General features: G+C 51.6%; 18 protein-coding genes and 1 pseudogene. 12 read left to right on the top strand and 7 right to left on the bottom strand.

Features of this window, described 5'->3' with window-relative positions; all coding sequences use genetic code 11:
* Nucleotides 1-295 precede the first annotated feature (295 nt).
* The 5 genes from FE784_RS36350 (at nt 296) to FE784_RS36330 (ending at nt 7,474) form a co-directional block, all read left to right on the top strand.
* The gene (locus FE784_RS36350; protein WP_139607145.1) at nt 296-1,189 is read left to right on the top strand and encodes an NmrA/HSCARG family protein; all 894 of its coding nucleotides are present in this window, start codon (nt 296-298) and stop codon (nt 1,187-1,189) included.
* 56 nt (nt 1,190-1,245) lie between these two features.
* On the top strand, nt 1,246-2,232 hold the full coding sequence (locus tag FE784_RS36345) for a LacI family DNA-binding transcriptional regulator (protein ID WP_176706773.1): 987 nt from the start codon (nt 1,246-1,248) through the stop codon (nt 2,230-2,232).
* A 277-nt stretch (nt 2,233-2,509) separates the two neighbouring features.
* Nucleotides 2,510-3,859: an ABC transporter substrate-binding protein gene (locus FE784_RS36340; protein WP_176706772.1), complete on the top strand. Its 1,350-nt coding sequence runs from the start codon at nt 2,510-2,512 to the stop codon at nt 3,857-3,859.
* Nucleotides 3,860-3,907: 48 nt separating this feature from the next.
* On the top strand, nt 3,908-6,172 hold the full coding sequence (locus FE784_RS36335) for a glycosyl hydrolase family 28-related protein (RefSeq protein WP_139607142.1): 2,265 nt from the start codon (nt 3,908-3,910) through the stop codon (nt 6,170-6,172).
* Nucleotides 6,173-6,538: 366 nt separating this feature from the next.
* Entirely contained in the window at nt 6,539-7,474 is a 936-nt protein-coding gene (locus tag FE784_RS36330; RefSeq protein ID WP_139607141.1) for a hypothetical protein, read from the top strand.
* A gap of 64 nt (nt 7,475-7,538) precedes the next feature.
* Here FE784_RS36330 and FE784_RS36325 read toward each other — a convergent pair whose 3' ends face one another.
* Nucleotides 7,539-7,886, bottom strand: a complete 348-nt coding sequence (locus FE784_RS36325; RefSeq protein ID WP_139607140.1) for a hypothetical protein — start codon at nt 7,884-7,886, stop codon at nt 7,539-7,541.
* A 246-nt stretch (nt 7,887-8,132) separates the two neighbouring features.
* Between FE784_RS36325 and FE784_RS36320 the strand changes: the two genes are divergently transcribed.
* Together FE784_RS36320 and FE784_RS36315 are read left to right on the top strand one after the other, a co-directional pair.
* Complete coding sequence (locus tag FE784_RS36320; protein WP_176706771.1) at nt 8,133-8,672, top strand: helix-turn-helix domain-containing protein; 540 nt, start codon at nt 8,133-8,135, stop codon at nt 8,670-8,672.
* 46 nt (nt 8,673-8,718) lie between these two features.
* Complete coding sequence (locus tag FE784_RS36315) at nt 8,719-9,081, top strand: hypothetical protein (RefSeq protein WP_139607138.1); 363 nt, start codon at nt 8,719-8,721, stop codon at nt 9,079-9,081.
* 121 nt (nt 9,082-9,202) lie between these two features.
* Here the strand turns inward: FE784_RS36315 and FE784_RS36310 are convergent, their stop codons facing one another.
* Nucleotides 9,203-10,678, bottom strand: a complete 1,476-nt coding sequence (locus FE784_RS36310) for an arylsulfatase (protein WP_139607137.1) — start codon at nt 10,676-10,678, stop codon at nt 9,203-9,205.
* 162 nt (nt 10,679-10,840) lie between these two features.
* Between FE784_RS36310 and FE784_RS36305 the strand changes: the two genes are divergently transcribed.
* A complete protein-coding gene (locus FE784_RS36305; RefSeq protein WP_139607136.1) occupies nt 10,841-11,191 on the top strand; it encodes a VOC family protein in 351 nt (116 codons plus the stop codon).
* 87 nt (nt 11,192-11,278) lie between these two features.
* Here FE784_RS36305 and FE784_RS36300 read toward each other — a convergent pair whose 3' ends face one another.
* From FE784_RS36300 to FE784_RS36290, 3 genes are read right to left on the bottom strand one after another with little or no spacing between them, the layout of a single operon-like run.
* Nucleotides 11,279-11,959, bottom strand: a complete 681-nt coding sequence (locus tag FE784_RS36300) for a hypothetical protein (protein ID WP_139607135.1) — start codon at nt 11,957-11,959, stop codon at nt 11,279-11,281.
* Nucleotides 11,956-12,852 (bottom strand): ABC transporter ATP-binding protein, encoded by an 897-nt coding sequence (locus FE784_RS36295; protein ID WP_176706770.1) that lies wholly within the window; start codon nt 12,850-12,852, stop codon nt 11,956-11,958. Before FE784_RS36295 ends, FE784_RS36300 begins: the two co-directional genes overlap by 4 nt.
* Nucleotides 12,845-13,219, bottom strand: coding sequence for a GntR family transcriptional regulator (locus FE784_RS36290; RefSeq protein ID WP_139607133.1), 375 nt, complete (start codon nt 13,217-13,219; stop codon nt 12,845-12,847). Before FE784_RS36290 ends, FE784_RS36295 begins: the two co-directional genes overlap by 8 nt.
* A 403-nt stretch (nt 13,220-13,622) precedes the next feature.
* Between FE784_RS36290 and FE784_RS36285 the strand changes: the two are divergent.
* Nucleotides 13,623-14,099 (top strand): annotated as a pseudogene (locus FE784_RS36285) (MFS transporter); the annotation flags it as partial.
* 80 nt (nt 14,100-14,179) lie between these two features.
* Nucleotides 14,180-14,863 carry an HAD family hydrolase gene (locus FE784_RS36280; protein ID WP_139607132.1) on the top strand — a complete coding sequence of 228 codons (684 nt, stop codon included), beginning with the start codon at nt 14,180-14,182 and terminating at the stop codon, nt 14,861-14,863.
* Between the two features lie 24 nt (nt 14,864-14,887).
* On the opposite strand, the gene FE784_RS36275 is transcribed toward FE784_RS36280, so the two are convergent.
* Nucleotides 14,888-15,448 (bottom strand): DEAD/DEAH box helicase family protein, encoded by a 561-nt coding sequence (locus tag FE784_RS36275; RefSeq protein ID WP_139607131.1) that lies wholly within the window; start codon nt 15,446-15,448, stop codon nt 14,888-14,890.
* A 76-nt stretch (nt 15,449-15,524) separates the two neighbouring features.
* On the opposite strand from FE784_RS36275, the gene FE784_RS36270 reads away from it, so the two are divergent.
* Entirely contained in the window at nt 15,525-16,040 is a 516-nt protein-coding gene (locus tag FE784_RS36270; RefSeq protein ID WP_139607130.1) for a GrpB family protein, read from the top strand.
* A gap of 67 nt (nt 16,041-16,107) precedes the next feature.
* Here FE784_RS36270 and FE784_RS36265 read toward each other — a convergent pair whose 3' ends face one another.
* Complete coding sequence (locus FE784_RS36265) at nt 16,108-16,965, bottom strand: DUF2268 domain-containing putative Zn-dependent protease (RefSeq protein WP_176706768.1); 858 nt, start codon at nt 16,963-16,965, stop codon at nt 16,108-16,110.
* Nucleotides 16,966-17,236: 271 nt separating this feature from the next.
* Between FE784_RS36265 and FE784_RS36260 the strand changes: the two genes are divergently transcribed.
* Nucleotides 17,237-18,076, top strand: coding sequence for a putative protein N(5)-glutamine methyltransferase (locus FE784_RS36260; RefSeq protein WP_246132348.1), 840 nt, complete (start codon nt 17,237-17,239; stop codon nt 18,074-18,076).
* Nucleotides 18,077-18,262: the final 186 nt, after the last annotated feature.

Raw genomic sequence — 18,262 nt, 5'->3', positions numbered from 1 at the left:
TCCGTTATTGCCCCAAATTCCGTTACATTCCCGAAGATAGCGGAACAGGCTTCCGTTATCTCGATCTTTCGGGGTGAAATTAATCGTGAACAGCGGAATAGCGGAACGGTTTTCCGTTGTTATGCAATCAACACGAGTACTCGGGTCAATAGCATACTCCAGTTCCGCTATTTGTTGGATTCGCGGTCCCGCAAGGCGCCGGCAAAAGCAGCCCGCCTCCACCGATCATGCGGTACAATGCACTCCTGTCACGCGAATTATGCTGTCGTAGAAAAAATCGGGAGGAGAAAACGATATGACTACTTCAAACAGAACTGTTCTGGTATTGGGAGCTACCGGACAACAAGGCGGAGCGGTAACGGCACATTTGCTCGCAGATGGATGGCAAGTGCGTGCTTTTACCCGAGATCCTTCGAGTCAGGCGGCTCAGATCCTTGCCCAGGCTGGCGCACAGCTTGCAATGGGGGACATGGGGGATCGTTCATCATTAGATGCCGCTATGCAAGGAGTGTACGGAGTATTCAGCGTTCAGCCTCCGGAATGGAATCCTAGCGATGCCGCTACCGCCGAAGAAATACGACTGGGTAAAAATGTGGCAGATGCGGCGAGAGAAGCCGGCGTCCGGCATTTCGTCTATTCTTCGGTAAGCGGTGCGGACAAGCAGTCCCGCTTTCGTTACCTTGCCAAGTGGGAGCTCGAGCAATATGTACGGACGATCGGACTTCAGGCGACGATTTTGCGTCCGTCCGGATTTATGGAGAGCTACGCGAACCCGCTCTTTGGCATTCCGAATGGAACGTTGGCTGAAGCCACGAAGCCGGATGTACCTATTAAACTAATAGCAGTGGATGATATCGGAGCGTTCGTCACGCTTGCCTTTAAACATCCCGACCAATTTCTGGGCAAGACGATTGAAATCGCGAGTGATGCACTTACTCCTCCCGGCATTGCCGCAGCCATTGCCCGTGCGATTAATCGTCCCATCCAATATGTGCAGATTCCCGTGGAAACGGTGCGTCAGCATAACGAGATTTTGGGGCGGCTGTATGAATGGTTAAACGAAGACGGCTATGAAGTGGATTTTCCAACCTTGCGCAAGCTTCATCCCGATCTTACGGGCTTCGACAAATGGTTGGAGAAGAAGGGGAAGGCGATGCTCGAAGCCCTGTTTTATTCTGCGAACGGTTGACAATTACGCAAACGTTTGTGTATTGTAGAAGTAACCTAAACGAATCGAGGGCTGAGATGGTCACGATTAAAGACATCGCCAAACAAGCCGGCGTTACATACGGCACCGTATCCAGGGCGCTTAACGGCGAGCCGGGGGTGAGCGAGAAGACGCGAAGCCGTATAAAGGCTATCGCCGAACAGATGAACTACGTGCCGAATTTGGCGGCGAAGCGGATGGTAGACCGTTCCTCGAACTGCATCGGAATTATATGGCCGAAAATCGAAGGCTTGTTTTTCTATCGCCTAAGCGAACGGATCCAGGAGGAGGCTTCCAGGCGAGGCATCAGGATCATGCTGTCCGTAGCAGAGCCGGAGGACGCCCTGAGCTCTTTTCAGGAGCATTTTATCGACAAGGTGGTCCATTGGGTATATTCGGAGCAGACTGCGGCATTTATCGCCGCCAAGCAGTCGTTCCCCGGCACCATATTGGAGGTCGGGAGCCGATCCGCAGGGGAGGGGCCAAGTCTAGAAATCGACCGGAAAGGCGCCGTCTTCAAGGCGGTACGGCACTTGGCGGAGCTGGGGCATGAGCGGATCGCCTTCGTGGGGGCCAGGACCGATAAATGGGTCGGCTATACGCAAGGACTCGTCGACTTCGACCGGGAATACCATCCCGATGATATCGTGATGACCCGACTAAGCGATCCGGACATGGAAGCGAAAATTTTGGGCTATTTGAGCAGGGATCGCAACGATAGGGCAACGGCCGTCATCGTCGACTCCCAGGGCATGATGTTCGAATTCGCGAGATTGGTCCATGCGGCGAAGGTGCGCATCCCCGAACAGCTGTCTTTGGTAGGCTACGATGACGTTCCCGAGCTGCACCGATTGCTGCCGGTGTCGATCACGACGGTCGGGCCGGATATCGATACGCTTGCAAACCGCTTGATGGACACGATTACGCGGGCGGATGCCGCGGAGGATAGCACGGATCGGAATGACCGGATCATCGAGGGCGTTCTTACGGTGCGTGAGTCGACCCAGCCCCCTTTCGGAATGTAACAGGGGTTGATCCCTGATTAGATAGTAAAAGCCGCGAGATCATACCGAGAAGCGGCATTTTTTTAGCACTTTAAAGCAAACGTTTGTGTTAATTTGTAGATGAATTCGGCTTTTATAAAGGAAAACGTTTGTTAATTTCGGTAAGGGGTGATGCCATGACCCAATAAGGCTTGGAGACGAGCGTCGGCTGCCATTTTGCCGAACGAACCGGTACGTTTTGTTGGCGGCAATGAATGCTGCCGGTCAGGATTATGCACGAATAGGGAGGGATTGCGGGTTGAAGCGGTATTTTACGATTTTCATTGTTATTTTTATTGTTGCGGCTGTATTATCCGCTTGCGGCAGAGAGGAGGACGGCAAGGCGGCAGAGGGAGACGGAGGAGGTATAAGCAATCGAAACGGCGATCAAGCCGAAACTGCGGATACAGGGGATAGCGGGGCGACGGAGCTGATCTTTTTCTCGGAAAACGGGATGTCCGGGAAAATATTCGACGACAACTACGGGAACGCCATCCGCAAGGCGTTTCCGGCCTATACGATCAAGTATATTCAGAAGGCGAACGGCACATCGATGGACGATCTTCTCGCGGCCGGTACCCATATCGATATTTACCTCGATTCGATCGGCAATTACGAGAGCCGTCTGTTCAGCCGCAAGCTGCAGTACGATATGACGGATTTGATCAAGAAGCATAATATCGACCTGAGCTTGCTGGAGCCTACGGTGGTCGATGCGGTGAAGCAGGCGTCGGGAGGCCGCATGTACGGAATTCCCGTGCTGAGCAGCAATTTGGCGCTCTTCTACAATCAGGACCTGTTCGATACATTCAGTGTGCCGTATCCGAAGGCGGGCATGACCTGGGACGAGGTGCTCGAGCTCGCCAAGAAGCTGACCCGCATGGACGGAGGCAAGCAGATTTACGGATTTGCGGCCTACAATGCGATGGTCAATCTGAGTCCGTTGTCGATTCAGCACGCGGATCTGAAAACGGAGAAGCCGACGATTCTCTCGGACGAGCGCTGGCGTACTCTGTTCGATACGGCATTCGTTAAGCCTGCACAGGATTCCGGCTACCGTGAAGGCATGCGCACGCTGAAGGACTTGCCGGGCTTGAACCAGTTCGCGAAGGACCAAAGCCTTGCCATGCTCGTATATTTGAACACGCTGCCGACCTCCGTCCCGACGGAATTGAAGACGATGAAGTGGGACATATTGCCGTTGCCCGTATTTGCCGATATGCGTGATGTGGGCAGCCAATTGCTGCCGACCTATTTCGGACTTACCACGCTGACCCAAAACAAGGATGCTGCCATGAAAGTATTGAAATACATGGTATCGGAGCCGTATCAAAATCACATTGCCGGCAAAGGGCTGATCCCGGTGTTGAATACGGACGGGGTGAAGCGGCGGCTAGGGCAGGACACCGAGTTCAAGGACAAAAATTATGCAGCGTTCCTGCAAAATAAACCGGCGCCGATCGCGCCCAAAACCGAATATGACGCCAAGCTCGTATCCATCTACCGAAAGCAAATGTTTCCGCTCGCGGTCGGGGACACCGACTTCAATACCGCATTCCGCGCCGCCGAGGAAGAAGCGATCAAAGCGATTGCCGATAGCAAGAAATAAGGGCTCGTCTGTTGTCAAACCCATATTATATCGGGAGAGGTGCTGGACATGAAGGAAGGAACGCAACCGAAGTCGGCGATCAGCCGCAGAAAACTGCTCGCTTCGATGAGCATGGCGGCCATTGCGCTCGGATCGGGGAGCATGCTGCACGCCCGCGCGTTGCAAGGCGGAGGAACCGTTACCGGTTCCGTATACGGGGAGAACCTATGCGATAGGCAGCTTTGTATAGTCTCGACGATGGCTGAATTGCGGGCGGCGACAGACCCGGACCCCGATTATTTATACTTCATAACAGAACCCGGTCGCGAAGGCTTCTTTTATTACGATCCGCAAGACTCCGGCTCTGTCCACAATGATGGAACGGTTGTCGTTACGCCGCTCGGGAAAAGGTTCAAACGAATGTGCGACAAGGTAATGACGGTCACCTGGTTCGGAGCCAAAGGTGACGGCAGCACGGACAGCACGTCCGCTATCCAAAAAGCAATCGATTGCTTGGGCGTCGAGGGCGGAGTCGTCTACGTGCCGAGCGGCGTCTATATATTGACCGGTTCGCTGCGAATGAAAAGCTCGGTCGTGCTGCAGGGCGAAGGGGCACAAACGATTTTAAAAGCGTCGCAAACTTCGGGCTGGAACGAGAGCTACAGGGCCATGGTGGAGCTGGTCGGGACCGAAGGTGCCGAGGTGCGCGACCTTGTCCTGGATCAGCATGGCTCGGGCCGCAACCCGCTCGAGCATCGTATCAGCTATACGATGCTGGTCAACGATGCGCAGGACTGTACGATCGACAACGTAGTATTCCGGGATGCCGGGTACGATATCGGTTACGGGCGTCCGTCAGGTCCTGTTCTTCTGTTGTCGGCCAAGGATAGCGGCGATACGAATCCAGGTACGGGGGGCGGTGTCGGGGGGTGCCGCAACATCAAGATCTTTCGCTGCACGTTCGTCCAGAAGGGTACTGCCGGAGTAGGTTTTTGTATCCGGTTACATTCCGATTGGCTGCTGATGAAGCCGGAATTCGATCATTATGTGGAGCAAGTCGTCATCGATTCTTGCCGTTTCGAAGGCGAGTTTTCCTGGAATGTGATCGAATTGGCAGGAGGAGCGACGCGCTGCAATAAAATCGTGAACTGCCATTTTACAGGCAAGACATTATCCTCGATCGATTTCGATAAAGGTACGAATCGCAATGTCGCCTCGAACAATACGATAGCAGGCGGCGGCAAGCCGGACATGTACTTGACCGATCCGACGACGCGCCTCGCCTGCATAAACGTGCACGGAACCGGGGCAGGCGGGCAATTTTATTACACGCATTCCAATTCGGTCGTCAACAATTTCATTAGCGATTGCGGCAACGATGCGGCCACGGACCCTTACGAGGCGGCGATCAGCGTGGAGTATGCGCACGATTCGCTTATAAGCGGAAATATGATCGGCAACATCAACAAGGGACTTGTCGGCGGCGGGATCTACATCGGGAAAGACGTGACGCGATGTTCGATCCATCACAACCATATCCGCGGAACGCGCAACGGGATTTTCATGAACGCCAACGGGTCGAGCACGAACGATATCAAACTGATCGGCAATGAAGTGCAAGCGAACAATTATGCGGCAAACCTGACTATGCAGCCCGGCGGCGGCACAGGCTTCCTTCTGTTGGGCAACAGCTTCCGGACGGAAGGAACGACGAATCCGTGCGTAGCCGGAGGAACGAATTCGTTGAAGGAGCCGGTATTCGCGTTCAACCACTTCGAAGGCGGCGCTATCGGGCTTTCTCTGGCGTATGCCAATTCGCTCGCCGTAGGCAATGTGTTCCGCGACGCGCAGCGCTCGATCCGGACTTATCAGAAGGCCGTTCTCGTCGGGAATGTATCCGTCAATGCGCAATCCGAAGACATTCTGGTGACCTCGGGAGAACCGAGCCCTCTGCTGCTCGGCAACCGGTTTACGCATCCTTCAAACACGATGGCGCCAATCGTCACCTACGGCGAAGCTATTCCCGGCGGCGGCCATATGTGGTCCCGGCGGGATATCGTCTACAATACGAATCCGGTTTCCGGCGGGGAGATCGGTTGGGTTTGCGTATCCGCCGGTTATGCTTCCACGGACGCCTGGGCGCCGTCGACGTCATATGCCGCGGGAGTCGTCGTACATGCCTCGGACCGCGTGTACAAATGTACCGCAGCGGGATTGTCCGGCCTCTCGGCACCGAGCCATACCTCCGGAACGGCTGCCGACGGCACCGCGAAATTTCAATACGTGGGGACGGGACTCGCCGAGTTTAAAGCTTTCGGCGCTATTCAGGCTTAAAGAGTGAGCGATAGAAAGAATAGGACTCCGGTATAACGGATTCCTGGATAGTAGTCGGGGCCATTCTTCATGAACCGAATTGCTTATTGGTGAACCTCATTTCGCTAATTGCTTGTCGAATGAGCGAATTCAGCGAAATGAGGCTGCTAATAAGCAAATTAGTTGTTTGACAATGGGTTCGATGGCGCTCGACTAATGTACGGATTATTGACAACCTATCCAACAATCCTTATAATCCCATTAATCACCAATGGCTCATGCTGGCTGAAATGCCGGTCTCCGAATAAGCGATCTGCATCGTCCCAATGGTTTGGGGCGATTTTTGCCTTTTGAAGATGCAACTATTCCCGAGTGAGGATGTGTCCTATGTCGGAAGAACAGAGGAATCTTGACAGAATAGTTCGTAAGCTTGGCGTCGGAAACATGGTGGAATTACTTGCCGAACAAATTTCCGGGTCCGACTTGAACACGTTGCTGCTCGAAGTGTTCAGGGAAAAGACAAAGGCGGCTTCTGCAGCGGATTTGTTGAAAAGGTATCAGGAAAACCGATTTGTGAAGCCGGCTGAAGTGAATCCTTTACAAATGAAACAGCTGGAATTGGATATATTGAATATCGCCCAAGAACACTTGTTCGCCCCTGTTCAATTATCCCCAATAGCTCCGCTGGGTTCTTGCTCGATTGTGGCTGCGGCAGACCAGAACAAAATCATATCCGCATTGAGAGGGACGGAAGTGGTGGCGGATGCTACCAACCTTCTGGCGTTGCACGTAAGCGATGGTTTGAAGTCCGGCACGCTGGACAACCGGAACGGCTTCGTTAGATTCAGTACGACTCACCGCCATGCAAGGGCCCAAAAGTTCAAAAAGGCTCCGGGCATGCTGCCGCATTTTCATTTATTTTGCATGGTTTCATCGGGAGTAGATCAGGGATCGTATTCTTTCGAGATCAGCTCGTTTTGGGAGCATATACAAGTATTCCAACATATGTTTCAATCGCTGTTTCAATCCGAGATAGAAGTGTCGCTCAGTGTTAGAGGCGGTTATAAGGACCCCGAAGACTTGGTCCGGAGAATACTGCTGCACGCTGAACGCAATTCCATAAACGTTGCTGCTTCGATAAATCCCATGAAGCAGGATAACCAATACTACAAAGGTTTGCAATTTACGATTATTGCGAATATACGCGGGAACATCCATCAAATAGGGGATGGCGGGATTGTGGATTGGACGCAACAATTATTGGGAAACAAGAAAGAGAGATTCATGATCAGTGCCATTGGCTTGGATCGGCTCCTTCTATAGCTTCGATTAAAGCTTCGATCCAACTACACCCCGGGATTCAACCGTCCCGGGGTGTAGTTTGTTGTCATTTGATTGTCGGCGAATTCAGATTCAAATTCATTTTGGACAATTGATTGTCCACCCGGGTCCGGACGTCATGAAGCTGGACGAGATCGTGCGCCAAGTCCAGCACACGCGACTTCACATACACAATCACGCTTCGAACCAAAATGATGTCCTCGTTGTATGCTTCGTTCAGGTACGAGCCTGATTCAAGCCCTCCCAGGCTTTTCAATAGCTCCGGGCTGACCTTCAATTGTTTCTGTTCAATATGTTCATGGATGACTTTGGAAATGCCTGACAATGCCGCTTTCTGGAGATCGTGATCCGACGCGGTCAGCTTTCCCAATTGTTCCAGCTCTGGATTCGACATCAAGCGTTCCTCCTTGAAAGATTCGTTCCCACCAAGCATAGTGGAAGCAACTGGTAATCGCATGGGGAGATTTGCCCAATTATGGACATGCGCGGTTTCCTGATTTTGTCGCGTTTTGTGTCGAAATGCAGGTGCGAGTCGGACCGATGACAAGGTTTTGGATGGGCGATGCCAACCGGCTTGCGGAAAAGAGTAAAAGATGTTATTATCATTTTATATAATGATAATGATTATGGAGAAGACACAATGAAAACAAAAGTGGATGTGCTCCTTCATCCTATTCGAATGAGGATTGTGCAACAATTGCTTCTAGGTAAACCGCTGACGATCGCACAACTTGTGGATGCGCTTGGCGATGTTCCTCAAGCTACTTTATACCGTCATATGAATTTGTTGCTTAAGGCGAATCAGATCGAGATTATCGATACGAAAAAAGTAAAAGGAACGGAGGAACGAGTGTTTTCGGTTAGAAAAGAAAACTTGCACATTCCTGATGACGAAATCGAAACGAGTTCACAGGAAGACCATGTTCGCTATTTTTCCGTATTTCATAATCATTTGCTTCGGCAAGCGACAGCTTATCTGACGGAAACATCCCCCCGACAGTATAAACAAGATGGATTCGCCTATTGGAATACGCCCTTGCATTTGACGGATGAAGAATTTCAGGAGCTCGTCCAATCCATGAACAAGTGCATCGAAGCTGTTATCCATAACGAACCGACACCCGAACGCGTTACTCGAATTTTCGCAGGTGCGTTTATTCCGCAAAACTCGCAAGGATAACTATGGAGGAATTTCAAATACACTATGCAAGAGGAGGAGATAGGAAGTGAGTGTTCAAGTAGTATCAGGCGATAGCGAATTCGTATTGGATATTTCGGGCTGGACGGCGGTTGCCACTTTAAGAAGGAAAATAATAGTTCCATACACTTCGGTTGAAAACGTACAGGCTGGAAATTTCAAGCTTCCATGGACAGCAGTAAGAAGAACGGGCATTGCGGCACTCGGCTACAAAGCAGGGCATTTCGTTATGGATGGAGAGCAATATTTTCTATCCTATCATGACGCCGATAAAGTAGTAATCCTTGATCTGAAAGGACATGAATTTGATAAAATGGTATTGGAAAGCGCAGACCCGGAGCAGCTGGCTAATACGATATCGAAGCGTAGCTCCACACATTCAATGAAATAACGCAGCTCGAGATCGCCCATTGTACCGCACGGGCCAAGGTAACCGCTGAACACGCCAACCCCTTCCATCGCGTGATGAGAAGGGGTTTTCCCGGTATGAAATTATCGCAACGGTTTGTTCGCTAGAGCTGAACGTTTGCAGGCTCCGTTCTCAGCTTATAGTGTGGCGAGACGAGCGGCGGTTGGCCTGCTTGGCAAACTAGGCGGCTGCCTTCGGTCAGACCGGCGTTTCTCGGCTCCAGCACTTGAATGAGGCGCTCCCGCCACGCGGCCAGCTCGCCGGTATACCGAGGGTCCCCGGATAAATCCCGGCATTCCCCGCGGTCGATGCCAAGGTCGAACAATTGCTCGGTACCGAGACGAGGGAACCATATGTACTTCCATCGGCCATCGGTGACATATTGCATTTCTTGCTCTTCCGAATAGCACCATGAATGCTCGCCGTGCACAAATTCGCGCCAAGCGGCAGTTTCTCCTCGGAGCAGGGGGAGCATACTGCTTCCGTCCACGACCGCCGGCACCGGGAGCCCGGCTGAATCGAGGATGGTCGGCATAATATCCTGCAGACATACCGGATTGTGGATCCGTCCAGGAATCGCCTTGGCCTGACGCATTGATTTGGGGAGCCGGACGATGAGCGGAATGTGGGCGGAGCCTTCGTAAGCATACGTTTTCCGCCATAAATGATGATCCCCCAGCATATCCCCGTGGTCGGAAGTGAAGACGATGACGGTATTCTCCCATGCGCCGATATGCCTCAAATAACTGAACAACCTGCCGATTTGCTGATCGATCTGATTGACAAGCCCGTAATATCCGGCTCGCGCCCGGAGCACTTCTTCGTTCTTGCGTTTGCCTCTCCAAGCGTTTGGCGAGTGTGCCTCGTCCGGCTGGTCATGCATGCCGGCCCATTCTCCGATGCAGGGGGCGGGCAGAGACTTCTCCCGGTACAGATCGAAGTAATAGGGAACGGGATCGTAAGGCGAATGCGGTCTGGAAAAGGATGTTTTCAGGAAGAACGGTGCGGTCGGGTCCCGCTTCTCCAGCAAACGAATCGATTCGTTAATCGTCCAGTTAACCGGATGTAAAAACTCGGGAGCGTGAAACGGCCGGGACATCCAGGAATTCCAGTCGACGCCGTGGTCGACCGGGCCGTAATCCCCTGTTTTATTGCGTTCAAACCAGGCTGCGTAGTCGGACACGAACCCGGGCGATTCCACTCTGCCCGACTCGTCCAGCGACGTTTGATGAAAGCCGTTTAAAGCGCGTTGGGGATTGAAGTTCATCTTTCCCACGCCGAGCGTGCAATAGCCGGATTTGGACAGCTCGCCGGGCAGCGTATGCTTGAAGTTGCCGCCCATTTTGCCTTGGCCTTTGCCGGTGCCCAGAATGCCGGTATGCCAGGGGTCCATGCCGGTCAAGAGCGATGTCCTCGCGGGAACGCAGGACGGAGTGCTGGAATAGGCGCTTGCAAATACGGTTCCTTCCTGGGCAAGCGAGTCCAGGTTAGGCGTTTCGATAACGGTATTGCCATAGCACCCGAGCGCATCAAAGCGATGCTGATCGGTCATAATCAGTACGATATTGGGTCGCTTCATGTCGCGTTCCCTCCCTTCGATATATTCTATATATAGATTAAACTACCGTGACGGGTTTTTATATATAAATCAACTTCCGACGGCGAAAAGGTTATCACTTGCATGAAGGTGTTACGCTTTATTAGGAATACATCATTAAGAAAAAGGAGTGTAGCGTACAGGATGAAACTGAACCATGTTAATCTGACGGTCACTGACGTTCCGGCGGCCAGACAGTTTCTGGAAACTTATTTCGGGCTAAAAAGCGCGGATACGGGCGGAGACGCGCGTGAACATTCATTTGCCGCGCTGTTTGATGACGACGGGCTGGTGCTCACCTTAATGAAGGGTACCCAGGTCAGCTACCCGAAGACGTTCCATATCGGCTTCGGGCAGGAGAGCGAGGAGAAGGTGAATCAGATTCATCGACGGTTGAAGGCCGATGGATTCGATGTCGCGCCGCCGCAAAGATCTCATGCTTGGACATTTTATGTGAAGGCTCCGGGTGGTTTTACCGTCGAGGTCCTTTCTTAGCGGAGGCATTGTTCGTTACGCTGACGAGAACGATAAAGAGGAGCTTGCCATGGGGCAGCTCCTCTTTGAAAGCTATCGGATAAAAAATTATACCGTCGCCCTGCGCAGCAGCAGGTAAGACGCCACCGCGAATAGAAGGAGGAAGGGAAGCATCCACAGGGTATAGTCCACGGCCGATTGCTTGACCATCCAACCGAAGATGGCGGGATACCAGTTCAGATAGGAGGCCAGGAAGCCGAGAAAGGTAAACACCAGCAGCAAAATACCCGAAGCGATAAACATGCCGTTGCGTCCTGTACGCTTATGCGTAGCGGCAATCAAAATTCCGCAATAATGCATGAACAGCAAGAGGACTAGAGGCACCATGAATCGATTGATGAGAGGACCGTCACTCAAATACGGCACAGTAAAGAAATGCAGATCGCTTCCCCAGGCGCCCGTCCACCCTTCGACGAGTCCGAGAATAAACAGCAGAACGGCGGACCCGATGCTTGCGAGAACGATCATGGCCGAGGTTCCCAGATAATAATCCGTGCGGCTTACACTCATGCCGATCGCGAACGGAAACGTTTGGGCCGGCGTTATAATCCCGGCTACGAACATATAGATGAAGAGGGAGGCGATACCGCCCGTTACGACAGGTTCGTCGATAAAATAGCTGATTATCAGATTGATCGTAAAGCTGGAGAGCGTGACCAGCCAGGGGACGAAAAACCACGACCATTTATCCCTGCCGTGCATTTTCATGACGCTTGCGACTCGGTTCATCCCATTTCAGCCGCCTTTCTTTGCATTTTTCCATTCGTCAAATAAATAACCAACTGCTGGAGGGATACGGGGGCACATTCAAGTCCCAACGCTTCTGCCCGCTTGCGTTCTCCGGCATCCCAATGTCCCATTACGGTCGCAGTTACCAGGTTGCCGAAAGGCTCGCGATGGATGACCTCCTTGCCCGCCGTAAAGGATTCGACGGCAGCTTTGGGCCCTGCCAACGTAAAGGCCCGACCGCGAAGCGATTCGGCATCCTCATCGAGGATCAAGGTCCCGCTATCGATCAACATCACATGCTCCAGAATGCTGCTCACTTCATCGATGAGGTGCGTGGACAGAACGACCGTCCGCGGATGCAGCGAATAATCCTCGATCAGCCGTTCGTAAAACAAGCTGCGGGCTACCGCATCGAGACCCAGGTAGGGCTCGTCGAATATCGTGAGAGGCGCGCGGCTGGCAAGGCCGACAATAATGCCGACAGAGGAGAGCATCCCTCTGGAAAGCTTCTTCATTCTCCGTTTCAGCGGAAGCCGAAATTCCTCGGCGAGCGAAAGCGCATAGTCGCGATCCCAATTGGGAAAGAAAGAAGCGGATATATTCAGCACATCGATAATGCGATATACATCCGGATATTTTTGGCTTTCCTTAATAAAACAAATTTGGCTGAGCACGTGGTTATTCTCGTAAGGATTTTCCCCGAATACTTTAAGCTCCCCGCTCGTGGAGAACAGTTGGGCGGTGATCATCTGCATGATCGTCGTCTTCCCGGCCCCGTTCCTGCCCAGCAGACCGTAGATTTTCTGTTCATTCATGGTGAAGCTGACATTATTGACTGCCTTCACATCCCCGTAAGCTTTCGTCAGCCCGTTCAATTCGACTATTTTACCCATTATGCATGTCTCCTCTCCGGATCATATCCGTTAGCTGTTCGGCCGAAATGCCAAGCTTCTTCGCTTCCCGGACCATCGTAACGACATATTCTTCGAAAAATTGTTCCTTTCGCTTCTCGATCACTTTCGCACGGGCACCCTCTGCCACAAACATGCCGATCCCTCGCTTTTTGTACAAAATTCCTTCATCAACAAGCAGATTCACGCCTTTTGCCGCGGTTGCCGGATTGATTTTGTAAAAAGCGGCAAACTGGTTCGTCGAAAGAACCTGCGACTCCTCGGGCAGTACGCCCTTAATAATGTCATCTTCGATCCGTTCGGCAATTTGAACGAATATAGGCCGGCTGTCATCTATCAGAAAGGACATTTATCCACCACCACCAAACTGGTTAACTACTCATGTAACTAACTATATAACCGGAGAGTGCAGCTGTCAATAACTTTTAAGAAAACAGGCTGTTTCAAACAAATGGACATTCATTGTGCAAAAAAATATGTTGATTAATTTTATAAACAGATTATAAATATATTTATTAAAATAATAAACGAAAACGATGGAGTGATGGATTGTGGAAATTGACAAGCTTACTTTGGAGGAGCTTAAGGGGGGATACAGGTTTGATGCGGCTACCCAAGCCTATATTTGCAACACTTGCGGAAAACCATTTGAAATAGGTGAAGTTTTTTCGTTTGATCACAGATTTTTTGAAGCGGCTCGTGCCATTGACATCCGTATGGATACCGAGCATGGCGACCGTATTGGTTTTGACATGTACAAAAACCGGGAGAAGACCATCATACTCTTTTTGACCAGCCAGACCTTATCTCTTTTTGGATCGATGCTGGTTCAATATGCCATTACGTGGTATATCGCCTTGCAAACACAGTCCGGTGTCATGATGACGCTATCCATTATTTGCGGGTTTCTGCCTGTTTTTTTGGTTACTCCCTTTGCAGGAGTATGGGCGGATCGTTATAATCGAAAAAAACTTATTATTTTGTCGGATTGTTTGACAGCTCTGGCAACGCTTCTATTAGCCGTCTTGTTTTATTTGGGGTACGATGCGATATGGCTGCTCTTTGCGGCGTCTGCCATACGTGCGCTCGGGACAGGGGTTCAAGCACCTACCGTTAGAGCCTTTCTTCCGCAACTCGTGCCGGAGGAAAAACTTGCCAAGGTGAATGCGATAAACGGCAGCTTGCAATCGCTGGTTATGCTTGTGTCGGAGCGGGTTTGCTTGTTGTTACCCTGAGCCTTTTCATGCTGGGCAATAAAATGCTGATCGAGGCCGGGAAGCCCGAAATAAAAGGGGAGTAGGGGAGCCGTTTGATATTCTTCGATTTGGATGGAACTCTTTTGGATCATGATTATGCGGACAAAAAGGGAATCTTGGCCTTATATAACATACATGCGGACTTAGCCCATGTAGATGAGAATGAGTTCTATAATGTCTATAAAGAGGTGATGGAGCATTATTTTGACAAATATTTATCCGGGGAGTTAACGTTCGAAGAACAAAGAAGGATCAGGATGATCGAACTCTTCTCCCGCTATCGGATTAAGCTGACTCGGGAAGAGGCCGATTGCAAGTTCCGGCTCTATTTGCAATCGTTTGAGCAAAATTGGCAGTGTTACGATGACGTGGAGAATTGCTTATTAAGTTTGAATCATGCGGAAAAAGGGATCATAACGAATGGGAATCACGAGCAGCAGCTCCAAAAATTAAAAAATCTCGGCATTCTACAGCATTTCGCCCTAATTATCACTTCGGATGAAATCGGAATAGCCAAACCGGACAAACGGATTTTTGTGGAAGCCTGCAGAAGAGCTAATAAACGGACGGATGCGTGTATTTATGTCGGCGACCGTCTGCATACGGATGCCCTCTCAAGCAAGGAAGCGGGAATGAGAGGGATATGGTTAAACAGAAATCACGAGACGGCTGCTGAAGAGGCTGAAGTTATCCATAGTTTAAGCGAATTGAGCGCATTAATTGATCTTTCCCTGTAAAAGGCTGGCGACGCCGACTCGTGTCTACAATTCAAACCGTTGCTTGATCATGGTAGCGACTTCTTCCGGGCTCAAAGTTGAATTGTTTATTCTCATATAGTTTTCTCTTTTGATTTCACCCTCCAGGGAGTTTAACCGGTTTGTCGCCATCTTGCTTCTCAGATCCCGTTCGGAGAAATCTATATCTCTTTTGGTAGGCTTATGCTTCAGTCTGTGCGGGCTTTTATTGCGCTCCAGTCTTATCCCCAGCTCCGCTTCCAGCTCGACGAAGCAAACTACACCGCCCTTGGATTCGAATATGCGGCAAATTTGTTCTACATAGTCCCAATCCGCCTGGCGGTCGAACGACCAAAGGTATGTGAAAATCAATCCGTCCAAATCGCTGTCAGCGACTTCTTCAAATATCGCTTGACGAAACAGCCTGACTAGCCGTTTCCCGGGTGCAGTGCCATAACTGAAAAAGGGGGCTACCATTTCAATGCTCATATGGTTATGAAAAAGCTTCAGCCCGGTTATTTTTTCAAGCTCCTGACCGACGGTCATCTTGCCGACGGCTTGCGGACCAAATAGCAAAATGAATTTCATATTGACTTTGTGCCCTCTCTTTTGATAAATCTTACCTGAACTCAAATTCTAACATGACCTTAAGGAGGTTAGCCAGATGCATGTCGTCGTTACGGAATATAACGATAATTGGAGGCAAATGTTCAGAGAAGAATCCCGAAAAATTAAACGAATTTTTGTCGATGAGCTAATTGATATTCACCATATCGGCAGCACTTCCGTTCCCGGGCTACAAGCCAAACCGATCATTGATATCATGCCAGTAGTAAAAGATATCGAAAAAATCGATTCGTTTAACGAACAAATGGCGGGTCTCGGTTACGAATGCATGGGCGAGCTGGGCATGAAAGGAAGAAGATATTTCAGAAAAGGCGGAGATAATAGAACGCATCAAGTACATGTATTTCAGGTGGATAACAAGGAAGATATCAATCGCCATTTGGCTGTAAGAGACTACCTTCGAACCCATTCCGAGGAAGTAAAGCAGTATGGAAATTTAAAAGAAAACCTTGCAAAACAATTCCCGAACGACATTACGGCTTATATGGACGGCAAGGATGCGTTTGTTAAAGAGCTGGAAAGAATAGCGCTGCGCTGGTATAGGAATATATGAATTAAGAGCACCGAGGCGGGGTGCATGCCTCCGTGCTCTTGGACTCCGGGTCATCCGAATCTCTCGATCAGAAGTACCGCGACTCCTCGATAATTTCTTGCCAGGGCCGATAGGTCGCCTCCACTGCCGATTTTCCGCTATGCCGCAAATATTCGTTTACGACCCGGTACCCGACGGAATAGCCGGCGTACGCCGGAATATTCGACTGCGGATTGCCGAACATGTAGCCCAGGATGACCGGGAATCCGGTTGTCGACAACGCCTCCCGATAAATAGGTCTGACCTGCTCATGCTGCTCATCGTCAAGCGAATGCACCCATGGGCCCAATTTGTCCGCTCCGCACATCTCGGCGGCAAATGCTTCCGCCAGCCCTTCCACCACGATATATTGGCCGACCGTCGTGTCCGCGCTCCATGGCTCGTAGGACAAACGGATGTTATGGTGAAATTCGTGTGCCGTAATCGCCGGCAGCCGCGGCACATTGTAGTCGCTCGGCCATACGAGCACGATCGCCTGTCCGGGCGTTCCGCCGAAGCCCGTATAACCGTACAGGTGTCCAAACTTCTTGGGATTGGCAAGGACCAGCGAATACTGGACATGATCAAGAAAGACGCCGTGGTCTGCCGGACGCAGCAGTCGTTCCGCTTGTTCGATCGTTTTTAGGCAATCTTGCCAAGAGCCGGTACGCTCAAGCCAGGCAATGGCCGCTATTCCTTCTTTGTCATCCAGATCCGGGGCGTACACGCCCATTAACCCTGCGGGATCGGACTTATCCTGCCCCGGCGGCATCTTCGCCAGCATCGATTCCCAGAATGGACGGAGCGGCTCGACCACCATCTCCTTGTACATGTCCGGTCTCCGATCAGGTGCGGCTTCCAACCATAAACGCTGATTTCGCAGCATATCGATTCCGTTAATAATCATTTGCAATTCCTCCCGGTTGCGGATCTTGAATGTCCGCTTCGAGAGAAGCATACACCTTTACGCAACGTCAAAGTCAATGCTCCAGAGACTGGACGGCCGGGAGAGAGGAGTGGACTGAGTAGTTCCTTATAACGAATCTATACCTATCCGGCAATCTATGACGGGGATAAAATGATTATATAATTTTTAAGCGATTCGATAGAATCCTATCGAAATGAGGAGATTTATGGACTTGGATAGGACAGCACTCCGTGCCGAGTTAGGATCATTTGTGAATCGGGGTGACTTTCATGCAGATACCCTTTATTCAATCACGGTCAGCAGGCTTCGGGACGCCGGTTGTGTTTTCGCCGAAGAGGAGACCCGCTTGCTCGTGTCCGCGGCACGGACGCCGGCCGATCTCGTCGCAATGGCGGACCGGCGAGCCGCCGGTGTGCCGCTCGAGCACGTCATCGGCTGGGCGGAGTTCTGCGGTCTGCGGATAGCGGTGGACAAGGGAGTCTTCGTACCTCGTCACCGCACCGAGTTTCTTGTCCGCCAGGCTGCCGCCCTTGTTCGCTCGGGAGCCGTAGTGGTGGACCTGTGCTGCGGCTCGGGCGCGTTGGGCGCCGCACTGGCTGCCGCCCTGGAACGAATCGAGCTGTACTCCGTCGATATCGATCCCGCCGCAGTGCGGTGCGCCCGTCGCAACGTCGCAGCCGCCGGCGGTCACGTATACGAAGGCGACCTTTACGAGCCGCTGCCCGCCACACTGCGAGGCCGCGTCAACGTTCTGGTCGCCAATGCACCTTACGTACCCACCGAGGCGATCAGGCTGTTGCCCCCGGAGGCCCGCGTACATGAGGCGCGAGTGGCGCTCGACGGAGGCGCGGACGGGCTTGACGTCCAGCGGCGGGTAGCTGCCGCGGCGCCACTCTGGCTGGCACCCGGCGGTCACTTGCTCGTCGAGACTAGCGAGCGGCAGGCGCCGAAGACCGTCGAGATCTTCGCCCGCAACGGGCTAACCCCGCAGGTGGCCAGTTCCGACGAGTTGGACGCCACCGTCGTCATCGGAACCAAACCATTTCCGACGGAGACGGGATGTCCGGTAATTGTCGAAGAAACGATATGAGGGCAGGCCCAAAGGGCTCGCGATCATGCCAAGGATGACCCGTCGCTGCTATTCCGTTTCGGCTTGAGCAGGAAGCGGTGACGCTCATGATTATTTCCAGCCTGCCTTGTTGAGAATTTCGATCGATTTTTTGTTATGGTCGCCGAGCTTGGAGAAATCCAGCTGCTGGGATTTGAACGTACCCCA

Origin of the sequence: Paenibacillus hemerocallicola, assembly GCF_006265175.1 — a bacterium.
Classification (GTDB): domain Bacteria; phylum Bacillota; class Bacilli; order Paenibacillales; family NBRC-103111; genus Paenibacillus_AB; species Paenibacillus_AB hemerocallicola.
This window is presented reverse-complemented; position numbering and strand designations above follow the sequence as displayed.

What these genes read in the sequence shown, in the direction of transcription:
- FE784_RS36350 (WP_139607145.1), top strand. Translation starts at nt 296, where the DNA reads ATGACTACTTCAAACAGAACTGTTCTGGTATTGGGAGCTACCGGACAA.
- FE784_RS36345 (WP_176706773.1), top strand. Translation starts at nt 1,246, where the DNA reads ATGGTCACGATTAAAGACATCGCCAAACAAGCCGGCGTTACATACGGC.
- FE784_RS36335 (WP_139607142.1), top strand. Translation starts at nt 3,908, where the DNA reads ATGAAGGAAGGAACGCAACCGAAGTCGGCGATCAGCCGCAGAAAACTG.
- FE784_RS36330 (WP_139607141.1), top strand. Translation starts at nt 6,539, where the DNA reads ATGTCGGAAGAACAGAGGAATCTTGACAGAATAGTTCGTAAGCTTGGC.
- FE784_RS36325 (WP_139607140.1), bottom strand. Translation starts at nt 7,886, where the DNA reads ATGTCGAATCCAGAGCTGGAACAATTGGGAAAGCTGACCGCGTCGGAT.
- FE784_RS36320 (WP_176706771.1), top strand. Translation starts at nt 8,133, where the DNA reads ATGAAAACAAAAGTGGATGTGCTCCTTCATCCTATTCGAATGAGGATT.
- FE784_RS36310 (WP_139607137.1), bottom strand. Translation starts at nt 10,678, where the DNA reads ATGAAGCGACCCAATATCGTACTGATTATGACCGATCAGCATCGCTTT.
- FE784_RS36305 (WP_139607136.1), top strand. Translation starts at nt 10,841, where the DNA reads ATGAAACTGAACCATGTTAATCTGACGGTCACTGACGTTCCGGCGGCC.
- FE784_RS36300 (WP_139607135.1), bottom strand. Translation starts at nt 11,959, where the DNA reads ATGAACCGAGTCGCAAGCGTCATGAAAATGCACGGCAGGGATAAATGG.
- FE784_RS36295 (WP_176706770.1), bottom strand. Translation starts at nt 12,852, where the DNA reads ATGGGTAAAATAGTCGAATTGAACGGGCTGACGAAAGCTTACGGGGAT.
- FE784_RS36290 (WP_139607133.1), bottom strand. Translation starts at nt 13,219, where the DNA reads ATGTCCTTTCTGATAGATGACAGCCGGCCTATATTCGTTCAAATTGCC.
- FE784_RS36275 (WP_139607131.1), bottom strand. Translation starts at nt 15,448, where the DNA reads ATGAAATTCATTTTGCTATTTGGTCCGCAAGCCGTCGGCAAGATGACC.
- FE784_RS36270 (WP_139607130.1), top strand. Translation starts at nt 15,525, where the DNA reads ATGCATGTCGTCGTTACGGAATATAACGATAATTGGAGGCAAATGTTC.
- FE784_RS36265 (WP_176706768.1), bottom strand. Translation starts at nt 16,965, where the DNA reads ATGATTATTAACGGAATCGATATGCTGCGAAATCAGCGTTTATGGTTG.